The following is an 11168-nucleotide window of genomic DNA, read 5'->3' as shown; positions in this document are numbered from 1 at the left end:
CCACGGCATAGCCGAAGGACTGGCCGGCGGGGCNGTCACGGGGATGGGGGTGACGGCGTTCGCGCGCCGCTGCACGTGACGGATGTGGGCCGGGCCGTCGGCTGCCGCCTGCTCCCGCACCAGCCCGTCAAGGTAGCGCCCGAACTCCAGCCGGCTGGAGAAGATGTGCCCGCCCTTGACCAGGGCCTGCGGGTCGGTGGCCAGCACGCCGGAACGGCGCAGCCAGCGGTCGTAATGCCCCATGTCGGCGGAAAACGCGCTCATGCGCGCGGCCGGCACGTTGATGCGGTGCTGCGGGTCGGGGGTGGAATAGGCGACCCCGCCGCCCAGCAGCAGGCGCGGCTCCACGATGTCGATATCCACCGGCACGGTGGCGGTACGCGCCAAATGCAGGGCGGTGACGGCGCCACTGAACCCGCCGCCCAGGATGACGACGCGGGGGGCGGTTCGCTGTTGGGGGGCATTGCCCAGGGACATGGGAAACCCGATCAAGTGATACCGGTTACAGGTGGCGCTGCGTCGGGGGGGCGGGGTGGGGCTTGGGGGGGCTGTCCGCTTTGGGACCGGCCGCTGTCGCCAGGCTTGATCTTCATGGGTCCATCCGGGTGCCGTCCGGCGGCCGGTGGTGTCGGGCCGCATGCGAACCGCGCCCATGATTTCATAGGCTTGATGTGCAGCCTGCGCATGTGCTGGCGAAGCCGCAACGGTTCTTTAGTTCTATTGCGCGATCAAGGCAAACGACTTCAAGTTTCAAATTAAGGTGGGGCCCAGAAAGACCCCGCCAAACAGCAGGGAAATGATCGGCGCGCGGAAACTTCCGCCGAATGGCATTTTAGTGCCATCACCCTCGGGCCGACACCCCGCGAATATAAGCCGGGAGGAAACAAGAATGAAATCCAAGCGGATGGCATTGTTTCTGGGCATGACGGCGATCAGTGGCCTGGCCTGTCTGCCAGTGTCGATCGCCAAAGCGGATACCACCGACGATCTGCTGGCCAAGCTATTGGCCAAAGGCATCCTGTCCCAGCAGGAATACGACCAGCTGAAGCAGCGCAAGGCGGTGGAGACGCCGCCCCCACCCCCACCCGGGGCCGTGGCCAGCGCCAGCGCCGCGGCGGTGGCCGCGGCCCCGCCGGTCGACCCCCTGGCCGTGCGCCGGACGGAAAAGGGCATCGGTGTCCACGTCGGCCCCGTTGACGTCACCCTGTCGGGTGAGATCAACGGCTTCTACGTCCATGACAGCCCGGACAGCGTGGCCCCCAACCATGTGGTGGCGGGCGGCCTGGCGGCGGTGGGCAGCAGCGACAACTCCTCCGTGCGCAACGGCCTGCTGCCGGGCAACTTCGCCGTCGAGCTGAAGACCCAGCAGGAAGGTTTCGACATCGTCGCCCACTTCGGCCTCTATCCCGGCCTGAACAACGTGTCGGGAAGCGGTGGCGCCAATTCCGGCGGCGCGTCCCGGGCGCTGGGCACCTCCGGCATCGACTTCCGCCAGCAATACCTGACGGTGGGCACGCCCACCATGGGTACGGTGAAGGTGGGGCGCGACATCGGACTGTTCGGCCAGCAGGCCATCCTGAACGATTTCACCCTGTTCGGGGTGGGGTCCACCGGCGGTAACGTGGCGCCGTCCAACACCTCGCTGGGGCGCATCGGCATCGGCTATGTCTATACCGACTGGCTGCCGCAGATCACCTACACCACGCCCAAGTTCGCCGGCCTGACCGCCAGTGTCGGCATCTTCCAACCCTTCGACGCCTTCAACTTCTCAGGCCTGTCCGGCACCCTGTCGGCGCATGACGAGCCGCAGCTGCAGGCCGGCTTGAACTATGAGTTGCCGGCCGACGCCAGCAGCCTGGTCAAGGCGCAGCTGTGGACCAACGTCGTCACCGAGAACCTGAAAAGCGTGTCGTCCAGCGAGGCCCTGGCCCAGGGGCACAGCGTCCGCGGCACGGGCTGGGATTTCGGCGCCAAGGTCGATGTCGCGGACGCGGAGTTGGTGGCGTACGGCTACCTCGGCGATGGGCTGGGCACCACCGGCCTGTTCTTCGACGGCGTCAGCACCACCGGCCAGACGCGCAGTTCCGATGGTTATTACGTTCAGGGCAGCTACACCTTCTTCAAGAAGTTAACCCTGTCGGGCAGCTATGGCCTCAGCCGTTTGGGCCTGGCGACCGGCGAGTCCAACCCGCTACTGGTCAAGACCAACGAATCCTACGCCGTGGGCTGCAAGTATAAGCTGACCAGTTGGGTCAACCTGATTTGCGAATACGCCCACACCACCGCCACCGCCCACGGCGGCAACAAGGCCCAGGAGGACACGATCGCCGCCGGCGCCATCGCCTTCTTCTGACGCGTCCCGGCTTCTTCTGACGGCGCCCATGCCTATATGGACTAGAGCGGAACGCGATCAGGTGGAATCACCTGATCGCGTAAATCCGCTCCACCATGAACAGGTTACGAGCGGGATGCGATCACGCGTGATCGCATCCCGCTCTGGGTGTGGGCGCCCGACCTCTGGTCTTGACGCAACGGTAATTTAGAATTATTATAAATACAGAACAAGGTGATTCGCCTTGTTCTCAAAACCGGAGGAAATGTTATGAGCTGGAAGACTCCGAAGATCGTTGAAATCGCGCTGGGCATGGAAATCAACTGCTACGCCTGCGCGGACGTGAAATAACCTTATCAGCGACTTGGGGCCGCCGCGGGTCTTCCCGTCCTGGTACCTGCGGCCCCGTTGGCGGCCCCCCGTGCCTCGGTTACTGCCTTAAGGTGTCATGCATATCCTCGTCCTCGGCTCGGCGGCCGGCGGTGGGTTCCCGCAGTGGAATTCACATGCCGAGGGCTGCCGGCGGGCGCGCGCCGGTGATCCGGCGGTGCGATCCCGCACCCAGGCCTCGCTGGCGGTAAGCCGCGATGGCCGGCGGTGGTTCCTGCTGAACGCGTCGCCCGACCTGCGACAGCAGATCGCCGCCAATCCGGCGCTGCATCCCAGCCATGGTCTGCGCTCCACCCCCATATCCGGCGTGGTGTTGAGCGGCGGCGACGTGGACGTCATCGCCGGGTTGCTGAACCTGCGCGAACGCCAGCCCTTCACCCTGCACGGGACCGCCCGCACCCTGGGCATCCTGGACGCCAACCCGATCTTCGAGGTGCTGGCCCGCGACGTGGTGGCCCGCAACATCCTGCCCCTGGGGCAGCGCGTGCCACTGACCGGCGGTGGCCTGGCGGGGACCGACAGCGGCCTGTGGGTCGAACTGTTCGCCGTGCCGGGCAAAGTGCCGCTGTATCTGGAAAGCCAGGACGGGCCGCCGCCCATCGTTGAAGGGGAGGACACGGTGGGCGTGGTGGTGGACGACGGCGACCGCCGCTTCTTATTCATTCCCGGCTGCGCCGCCATGACACCGGCCCTGGCGGATCGGCTGCGCGGCGCCGACCTGGTCTTCTTTGACGGCACGCTTTATACCGATAACGAAATGATACAGGCTGGGCTTGGATCCAAGACCGGATTGCGCATGGGGCACATGAGCGTGGACGCCACCCTGGCCGCGTTCGCCGGCCTGGAGGTGCGCCGCCGCGTCTTCATCCACATCAACAACTCCAACCCCATCCTGATGGATGACAGCCCGCAGCGCCGGGTGGTGGACCAGGCGGGATGGGAGGTGGCCTACGACGGAATGGAAATCACCCTATGACCGCAGAGCCGCAGGACCGCGTTCTTTCGCCGGAAGAGTTGGAAGCCGCCCTGCGGGCGGTGGGGGCGGAGCGCTACCACAACCTGCATCCCTTCCATAAGCTGTTGCACGGCGGCAAGCTGACGCGCGGCCAGATCCAGGCCTGGGCGCTGAACCGCTATTATTATCAAAGCCGTATTCCCGCCAAGGACGGGGTGCTGCTGTCCCGCCTGCCCACGCCCGACCTGCGCCGCCTGTGGCGCAGCCGGCTGGAGGATCATGACGGCTTCCCCGGCAGGGAAGGGACCAACGGAGAAACGGCCAACGGCGGCATCGAGCGCTGGCTCCGCCTGGCCACCGGCGTGGGCCTGGACCGTGACTACGTGCAGTCCACCGCCGGCATCCTGCCCGCCACCCGTTTCGCCGTGGACGCCTACGTTTCCCTGGTGCGGGACCGCAGCGTGCTGGAGGCGGTGGCGTCCTCGCTGACCGAAATGTTCTCCCCCACCATCATCGCCGAGCGCGTGTCCGGCATGCTGGCCAATTACGACTTCATCACCCAGGAGACACTGGCCTATTTCGCCCCGCGCCTGACCCAGGCGCCGCGTGACGTGGACTTCGCCCTGGCCTATGTGAAGCAGCATGCCCGCACGGCGGAGCAGCAGCAGGCCGCCATCGCGGCGCTGCGGGAGAAGTGCAACATCCTGTGGGCGCAACTGGACGCCCTGCACTTCGCCTATGTCGAGCCTGGCTACATCCCGCCCGGCGCCTTCGTGCCCGAGGGGCACCGGCGGGAAGGATGGCTGCGATGACGGGGACGCCGCTGGCGGAGACGGTGGGGGAGGCGGCGGTGCCCCGCTTTGCCCGCGGGGTGAAGTTCCGCTTCGATGAAACCCGGCAGAACTGGATGGTTCTGGCACCGGAACGATTGTTTCTGCCCGACGAGGCGGCGACCGAGATCCTGAAGCTGGTGGATGGCCAGCGCAGCTTGGGCGCCATCATCGATGACCTGGCCACCCGCTTCGACGTCCCCCGGGCGGAGATGGCGGGCGACGTGCGCGGCATGCTGCACGAGTTGGCCGGGAAAGGGGTGGTGCTGCTGTGACCCGCCCGTCCACCCCCGGTGTCGAAGCGCCGATGGGCCTGCTGATGGAGTTGACCCATCGCTGCCCCCTGCGCTGCCCCTATTGCTCCAATCCCGTGGAGCTGCAGCGGGCGGGGGAGGAGATGGACACCGCCACCTGGAAGCGCCTCCTGACCGAGGCCGCGGCCCTGGGCATCCTGCAGGTGCATTTCTCCGGCGGCGAACCCACGGCCCGCAAGGACCTGCCGGAGCTGGTGCGCCATGCCGCCACGCTGGGCCTCTACAGCAACCTCATCACCTCCGGCGTCCTGCTGGACGCGGCTTCGTTGGCCGTGCTGGCCGACGCCGGACTGGACCATGTGCAGCTGAGCTTCCAGGACGTGGAGGTGGCGAGTGCCGAGCGTATCGGCGGCATGCCGGGCGCCCAGGCGCGCAAGCTGGCGCTGGCCCCCCTGGTGATCGCCGCCGGCCTGCCCCTGACCCTGAACTTCGTCGTTCACCGCCAGAACCTGGACCGCCTGCCCCAGATGATCGATCTGGGATTGGAACTGGGCGCCGCCCGTATCGAGGTCGCGCACGTCCAATATTACGGCTGGAGCCTGATGAACCGCGACGCCCTGCTGCCCAGCCGCCGGCAGCTGGACCAGGCCACGGCGGTGGTGGAGGCGGCACGCCTGCGGCTGAAGGGCCGCATGGTCATAGACTACGTCCCGCCCGACTACTATGCCGCCCGGCCCAAGGCCTGCATGGGGGGCTGGGCGCGGCGCTTCATGAACATCTCCCCCGCCGGCCTGGCCTTGCCCTGCCACGCGGCGGAGACGCTGCCGGGCTTCGACTGGCCGTCGGTCGCCACCGGCAGCCTGGCCGCCGCCTGGTATGAGAGCGAGGCGTTCAACCGCTACCGCGGCACCGCCTGGATGCCGGAGCCTTGCCGGGGCTGCGACCGCAAGGAGATTGATTGGGGCGGCTGCCGCTGCCAGGCCTTCGCCCTGACCGGCGATGCCGGCCGGGTGGACCCCGCCTGCGCGCTGTCGCCCGACCATGGCGTCATGCTGGCGGCCGTCGGGGCGCGGGGCGAAGCACCGCCGGATTTCATATATCGCCAATACGGGCCGGCGCCAGCTATGCCCGCCAAGGCCCCCATGGGGGAGGCATGGTCCGCCGAACCCTGATCCGGGCCGGTTTGTTTCTCATCGCGGCGGCCGGTGTGGCGCTGCCCCTGTCGGCGTGGGCGGGTGCCCTGGTCCAGGTGGCGGCCGGCGTCTACGTCCGCCCCGGCGCCCTGCAAGACGCCAGCGCCGCCAACGACGACGCCATCGCCAACATCGGCTTCATCGTCGGCCGGGATGCCGTGGCCGTCATCGATCCTGGCGGCAGCGCTGGCGACGGCGGCAGGCTGCGCGTCGCCATCCGCGCCGTGACCCCCTTGCCCATCCGTTATCTGATCTATACCCACGTCCATCCCGACCATGTGCTGGGCGCCGTCGCCTTCATGCAGGACCATCCCGAGGTTGTGGCGCATGCGCGCTTCGCCGCCGCCTGGGGCGAGCGGGGCGCCTATTACCGCCAGGGCCTGGCCCGCGTCCTGGGCGGTGACCCCGCCCAGGCTGGGGACGCGCTGCCGCCCACCCAGGCCGTGGACACCACCGCCGACATCGACCTGGGCGGCCGCGTGCTGCATGTGTTGGCCTATGGCGCCGCCCATACCGACAGCGACCTGACCGTCTATGATGACCAGACCCGCACCCTATGGGCTGGTGACCTGCTGTTTGAGGATCGTGTCCCGGCGCTGGATGGCAGCCTGACCGGCTGGTTGAAGGTACTGGGCCAGTTGAAGGCCTTGCCGGCGGTGCGCGTCGTGCCCGGCCATGGTCCCGCCCAGTTGCCCTGGCCGGTCGGGGCGGCGGATGAGGAACGTTATCTCGCCACGCTGTGCCGCGATGTCCGCGCCCTGCTGAAGAAGGGCGGGGACATTGATTCCGCCGCCACGGTGGCGCAGTCGGAAAAGGGCCGCTGGAAACTGTTTGACGCCTACAACGGCCGCAACGCCATCACCGCCTTCAAGCAGCTGGAGTGGGAGGATCCGTCATGATGAAATCCCGCCTGTACGCCTTGGCTCTGCTGGCCACCCTGGCGGCCCCCGTCGCTTGGGCCGAGGACCCGGCAGCCGACGCCGCGCGGTGGAATGACCTGCGGCAGGCCCTGTTCGCCAACCAAGCCTTGACCCCGGCCAAGGGGCAGATCGCGCTGGACGCGCCCGACCGGGCCATGGACGCGGCCCTGGTGCCGGTCACCCTGACCCTGGACGCCACGCTGCCGGTGAAGACGGTCTATCTGGTGGTGGACAACAACCCCTCGCCCCTGGTCGGCACCTTCCGGTTCGGCCCGGCGGCCGTGCCGTCACAGCTGAAGACCCGAATCCGGGTCGATGCCTACACCCACATGCATGCCATCGCCGAAACCACGGACGGCCGCTGGTTCGTGACGGAACGTTACATCAAGGCTGCCGGCGGCTGCTCCGCCCCCGCCACCAAGGACGCCCAGCTGGCCATGGAACGCCTGGGGCAGATGCGGCTGAAGACCGTGTCCGATGGGCCGGCCGGCCTGCCCCAGGGTGCCGTCACCGTCCAGCTGCTGGTCAGCCATCCCAACTACAATGGCATGCAGATGAACCAGGTGACGCGGCATTACACTCCCGCCCGGTACATCCGCGACGTCACGGTCAAGAGCGGTGAGGCCCTGGTGTTCCAGCTGGAGGCCGACATCTCCCTCAGCGAGGACCCGGCCTTCACCTTCAGCTATCGGCCGCAGGGTCCCCTGGCGGTGACCGTGCGCGACAGCACCGACGCCACCTTCAGCCACACCTTCGGTGAGGGTGGCAGCTGACCTCAGTCCTGTGCCCAGCGGGCCATGGTGGGGAAGGGGGCGAGTCCGTTGTCGCCCATGAAGGCCAGCAAGCCCGAGAAGCCGGTCATCCCCACGCGCGCCAGGCTGCAGGGGCCGTGATGGGTTCCGCTTTCCAGCCATCGCTGCATGGGATGGACGCCATCGTAGGCGGCGATCTTGTAGGCGCCGGGAAAGAATACGCATTCCAGCGGCACCCCCAGATGCAGGGCGGCGGCGAAGGACCAGGCCTGGGCCATGAATTCCGCCTGATTCAAGGGCAGGACCAGCACCGGATCGACGGGCAGGTCGGGACCCGCCTCGGCCGCGATGGCCGCCTTCATGCCGGCATACAGGTCGGTCCCCAGCCATGGGCGGAAGCGCCGGGGCAGGATGGCGATGTGGCCGGCTTCATGCAGCACGTCCCCCGACCCCATGAGGGTGTCGGGATCGACATGAATGGCGCCGGCGTGGATATTCAGGCCGGGAAGGAAGCCGTTTTGGGCACCGGACCCGACCACCACGTCAATGCCGATGTCCCGAACGAAACTGATTATGGGCTCCAAGGCCTCGGGATGATACATCCGCCCCTCTCACCGGTTCTGGAACAGCGGGAGTGTCGCGCAACCGGTGACGGTTCCGCAAGGTGGACGGGTTATCGCGGGTGTTCCTGCGACCCAGGGGATCAGCATCAAGCGATCAGGTGCAGCGCAGGTTAACCTCGGCCTGGGCGCGGCGCAGCTTCTCCACCTCCTCCTTGGCGATGGGGGTGTCGCGGAACATGGCGCCCCGGTCGCCCAGGCCACCCTGCTGCATGCGCAGGATGGTGTCGGCCTTCTCATAGTCGTCGTAAGGCATCATGTCGGCGATGGTGTCGATGCCACAGGCGCACTTGCCCAGCAGCTCATGCTTGAAGCCGTTCGACGCCATGCAGCCGATGACATAGTCCGCCCGCACGGCGGTGGGATAGTCGTAACGGGGGTGATGATCCGTCTTGGGTGCGGCGGCCTGTGCTGAAAGCGCCAATCCAGTCAAAGCCATCGCTGGCAGCAAGCCCCGCAGGGGGATGCGCGCCATGGGGTCCTCCCTCCTTATTCTACGGCCACGAGGGTAACCCAGGCATCGGGCGGCGACCATGACCGATTGGTAGTAGAAAAGGAAACGGGGGCCGACCCGGGCCCCCGTTGATGCGCGCGGTCAGCCTGTTGATACGGCTTACACCCGCAAACCGAACCGCAGCAGGCCGACCTGCTGGCTGAAAGCGGCGTTTTCCACTGACGAATAACGGCGGCGATAGCCGATTTCCGCGCCGATGTAATATTCGGGAGCCAAAGACCAGATGGCGCGGAGGCGGTTGTCGTACGTCCAATCCTGGCGGCCCGACCCCTCGAAGTCGTCGTTGTAAATGTAAGAGCTGAAGGTGACGACGACGTTGCGCTGAAGTTCCCGTCGAACCAGGACACCGCCGCCCGAATGGACGATCTGGGAAGAACGACTCAGCGTCGTTTCCTGCAGGCTCCGTTCCAGTGACGGAACCACCACTGTCATGCGGTCGGGCGTCCAGTTGAAGGCGACCTTGACGGCCAGGCCGCTGGGGTCTTTGAATCGGGGGTCATCGATGTTCTGGTGCAGGTAGCCGATCAGGAAGTCGCCCCGAATCAGTTGGGTCAGGTCGACGCCGACACCCGTTTCCAGCCGGTAGCCCTGGCTGGAGCGCTTGAAGCCGTCGTCATCGACCTTCTGGTCATACATGACCTTGTTGAATGAGGCCTGGCCCACGGCGGCATAGCCGGGATACAGCTCGTAAGCGGTGCGGCCGGTGACAGTGAAGTCGCTGCGGTCGCGGTCGTCCTCATCGATGACGCCGCCATCGGTGCGCGGCACGTCGTGGAAATCGTGAACCCCGCCCGCCAGGCTGCCCGACACGGTGAAGCGGCCCAACTGCTGCTGCAGCGCCGCCTGGCCCCCGATGTTGCGGGTCCGCACTGGCTCCAGTCCGCCCTGGTCGTCGGGGCTGCCACGGTCCTCATAAGCCTGCGTGGCGTCCACGCTGCCGGAAAACTGCGTGTCCCGGCTGATGTGATACAGCCCGTCGGAATGCAGAGTCGCGTCCAGATGGCTGTCGTGATTGAAGGTCTTGTAGTAGGACTGCTCCAGCCGGCCCAGGAAGTTCAGCTGGTCATCGGCGAACTGCGAACGCGCCCAAATCTCCGGCGCGATTCGGGTGATGAAATCGCTCTTCGCCTTCTGCTGGGTGGCGTAGATGTTGCTGTTGTAGGTCTCGGACAGGTCCACCAGCGGGAACAGGATATAGTTGCCGACCGCGATGCCCTTGGGCTGATAGGCCGCGTTCACGCGCTGCGGGTCACCGACACCGCCGTCGTCGGTCAGCGCCCCCTGCTCGGTCACGACGCTGGAACTTTCGGCGCCGCGCCGCAGGTCGTTCGTCGCCGATTGCGCGGTGGCAAGATGGGGCGCCAACAAAGTCGCCAGGCAACTACCCGTCAGACAAACCGCCCTGATGTGACGAAGGCTGACAAGAAATGAAACATCATTGCCCTTAAACGATCCAGGCATTGCGCAACCTATATTATCCGAGAGCAGAATGGGTTGAACCTAACAGGATTGATGCTGTTGTCCAGGTACAGTTGTATAAAAGGGCGCGCAAATCAGCCGGCTGTGGCCTAAATGCCGCCGTTCCGCGCGGCATGCGGGCCCTGGGGCGTGGCCGTCGCCAGGTTGAAGATGATACAGTGAACGAACCAGGGCTTGAGTCCTGGGTGGGGTACATCGACGGAGATGTTCCCTTCTCTGGAAGGTGGGGATTTGGGGGTTATGGCGCGGCGTTTTCATTTCTGGTGCCTGATGGTCGTGGTCGGTCTGGCACCCGCCCCCCTCGGATCGAATCGCCCCCTGGCGTGGAGCGTCCTCGCCTTGGCCGTCGGCGCGCTATGCGCCACGTGGCCGCTGGTGATCCGCCGGGAGCGCCGACACCAGGCGGTGGCTGTCCGTGCGCTGGTACTGCCCCTGGCGGCGTTCGGTGCGGCGGTGGGGTGGGCCTTGATCCAGAGCCTGCCGGGCGTGGGCCTGGTGGCGCCGGAGGTTTGGACCGCCGCCGGTCCGGTACTGGCCCAGGCAGGGCATTCCAGCCTGGCCTCCAGCCTGTCGATAGACCCCTATGCCACCCGCGTTGGCGTCATGCGCCTGCTGACCTATGGCGGTGTCTTCTGGCTGGCGCTGCAGCATGGACGCCTGTCCCGCCGTCCCTTCCGGTTGGTGGAGGCGCTGGCCGTCATCGCCGTGCTCTATGCCGGTTATGGGCTGCTGGAATTCGTCTCGGGCACCGAGACCATCCTGGGCATGCCCAAGTGGGCTTACATCGGTGAATTGACCAGCACCTTCGTGAACCGCAACAGCTACGCCACCTTCGCCGGGCTCGGCATGCTGTGCTGTGTGGCGACGGTGGCCCACCGGCTGGAGAATCGCCGGCCTGGCCTCGCTTCGCTGTTGCTGCATCTGCGCCG

Annotated in this window: 12 protein-coding genes and 1 pseudogene; 9 read left to right on the top strand and 4 right to left on the bottom strand. The window is 66.6% G+C overall.

Annotated elements, in window-relative coordinates; all coding sequences use genetic code 11:
- Positions 1–477: FAD/NAD(P)-binding protein (locus I55_RS11625; protein WP_044560718.1), on the bottom strand; the 477-nt coding region annotated here is incomplete at its 3' end.
- Between the two features lie 412 nt (positions 478–889).
- Here I55_RS11625 and I55_RS11620 point away from each other — a divergent pair.
- From I55_RS11620 to I55_RS11585, 8 genes are all read left to right on the top strand, one after another.
- Positions 890–2353 (top strand): hypothetical protein, encoded by a 1464-nt coding sequence (locus I55_RS11620; RefSeq protein ID WP_044560717.1) that lies wholly within the window; start codon positions 890–892, stop codon positions 2351–2353.
- Positions 2354–2602: 249 nt separating this feature from the next.
- On the top strand, positions 2603–2683 hold the full coding sequence (pqqA, locus tag I55_RS39515; RefSeq protein WP_044560716.1) for a pyrroloquinoline quinone precursor peptide PqqA: 81 nt from the start codon (positions 2603–2605) through the stop codon (positions 2681–2683).
- A gap of 97 nt (positions 2684–2780) precedes the next feature.
- Positions 2781–3698, top strand: a complete 918-nt coding sequence (gene pqqB, locus I55_RS11610) for a pyrroloquinoline quinone biosynthesis protein PqqB (protein ID WP_044560715.1) — start codon at positions 2781–2783, stop codon at positions 3696–3698.
- Positions 3695–4489 carry a pyrroloquinoline-quinone synthase PqqC gene (gene pqqC, locus I55_RS11605; RefSeq protein WP_044560714.1) on the top strand — a complete coding sequence of 265 codons (795 nt, stop codon included), beginning with the start codon at positions 3695–3697 and terminating at the stop codon, positions 4487–4489. Before pqqB ends, pqqC begins: the two co-directional genes overlap by 4 nt.
- Positions 4486–4782 (top strand): pyrroloquinoline quinone biosynthesis peptide chaperone PqqD, encoded by a 297-nt coding sequence (pqqD, locus tag I55_RS11600; RefSeq protein WP_044560713.1) that lies wholly within the window; start codon positions 4486–4488, stop codon positions 4780–4782. Before pqqC ends, pqqD begins: the two co-directional genes overlap by 4 nt.
- Before the next feature lie 32 nt (positions 4783–4814).
- Complete coding sequence (gene pqqE / locus I55_RS11595) at positions 4815–5933, top strand: pyrroloquinoline quinone biosynthesis protein PqqE (RefSeq protein ID WP_044560712.1); 1119 nt, start codon at positions 4815–4817, stop codon at positions 5931–5933.
- A complete protein-coding gene (locus I55_RS11590; protein WP_044560711.1) occupies positions 5915–6853 on the top strand; it encodes a quinoprotein relay system zinc metallohydrolase 2 in 939 nt (312 codons plus the stop codon). The genes pqqE and I55_RS11590 overlap by 19 nt, the downstream gene beginning before the upstream one ends.
- On the top strand, positions 6850–7647 hold the full coding sequence (locus I55_RS11585; protein ID WP_049974033.1) for a quinoprotein dehydrogenase-associated SoxYZ-like carrier: 798 nt from the start codon (positions 6850–6852) through the stop codon (positions 7645–7647). The genes I55_RS11590 and I55_RS11585 overlap by 4 nt, the downstream gene beginning before the upstream one ends.
- Before the next feature lie 2 nt (positions 7648–7649).
- Here I55_RS11585 and I55_RS32980 read toward each other — a convergent pair whose 3' ends face one another.
- The 3 genes from I55_RS32980 to I55_RS11570 all read right to left on the bottom strand — a co-directional run bounded on the left by I55_RS32980 (position 7650) and on the right by I55_RS11570 (position 10125).
- Complete coding sequence (locus tag I55_RS32980) at positions 7650–8228, bottom strand: hypothetical protein (protein WP_049974032.1); 579 nt, start codon at positions 8226–8228, stop codon at positions 7650–7652.
- A 115-nt stretch (positions 8229–8343) separates the two neighbouring features.
- Positions 8344–8721, bottom strand: a complete 378-nt coding sequence (locus I55_RS11575; protein WP_044560710.1) for a hypothetical protein — start codon at positions 8719–8721, stop codon at positions 8344–8346.
- A 138-nt stretch (positions 8722–8859) separates the two neighbouring features.
- Positions 8860–10125, bottom strand: a complete 1266-nt coding sequence (locus tag I55_RS11570) for an outer membrane beta-barrel protein (protein WP_159107171.1) — start codon at positions 10123–10125, stop codon at positions 8860–8862.
- 354 nt (positions 10126–10479) lie between these two features.
- Here I55_RS11570 and I55_RS11565 point away from each other — a divergent pair.
- Positions 10480–11168: pseudogene (locus I55_RS11565) on the top strand (hypothetical protein); the annotation flags it as partial.

The sequence above is a fragment of the Azospirillum sp. B4 genome (assembly GCF_000333275.1).
GTDB lineage: Bacteria > Pseudomonadota > Alphaproteobacteria > Azospirillales > Azospirillaceae > Nitrospirillum.
This window is presented reverse-complemented; position numbering and strand designations above follow the sequence as displayed.

What these genes read in the sequence shown, in the direction of transcription:
- I55_RS11620 (WP_044560717.1), top strand. Translation starts at nt 890, where the DNA reads ATGAAATCCAAGCGGATGGCATTGTTTCTGGGCATGACGGCGATCAGT.
- pqqA (WP_044560716.1), top strand. Translation starts at nt 2,603, where the DNA reads ATGAGCTGGAAGACTCCGAAGATCGTTGAAATCGCGCTGGGCATGGAA.
- pqqB (WP_044560715.1), top strand. Translation starts at nt 2,781, where the DNA reads ATGCATATCCTCGTCCTCGGCTCGGCGGCCGGCGGTGGGTTCCCGCAG.
- pqqC (WP_044560714.1), top strand. Translation starts at nt 3,695, where the DNA reads ATGACCGCAGAGCCGCAGGACCGCGTTCTTTCGCCGGAAGAGTTGGAA.
- pqqD (WP_044560713.1), top strand. Translation starts at nt 4,486, where the DNA reads ATGACGGGGACGCCGCTGGCGGAGACGGTGGGGGAGGCGGCGGTGCCC.
- pqqE (WP_044560712.1), top strand. Translation starts at nt 4,815, where the DNA reads ATGGGCCTGCTGATGGAGTTGACCCATCGCTGCCCCCTGCGCTGCCCC.
- I55_RS11590 (WP_044560711.1), top strand. Translation starts at nt 5,915, where the DNA reads ATGGTCCGCCGAACCCTGATCCGGGCCGGTTTGTTTCTCATCGCGGCG.
- I55_RS11585 (WP_049974033.1), top strand. Translation starts at nt 6,850, where the DNA reads ATGATGAAATCCCGCCTGTACGCCTTGGCTCTGCTGGCCACCCTGGCG.
- I55_RS32980 (WP_049974032.1), bottom strand. Translation starts at nt 8,228, where the DNA reads ATGTATCATCCCGAGGCCTTGGAGCCCATAATCAGTTTCGTTCGGGAC.
- I55_RS11575 (WP_044560710.1), bottom strand. Translation starts at nt 8,721, where the DNA reads ATGGCGCGCATCCCCCTGCGGGGCTTGCTGCCAGCGATGGCTTTGACT.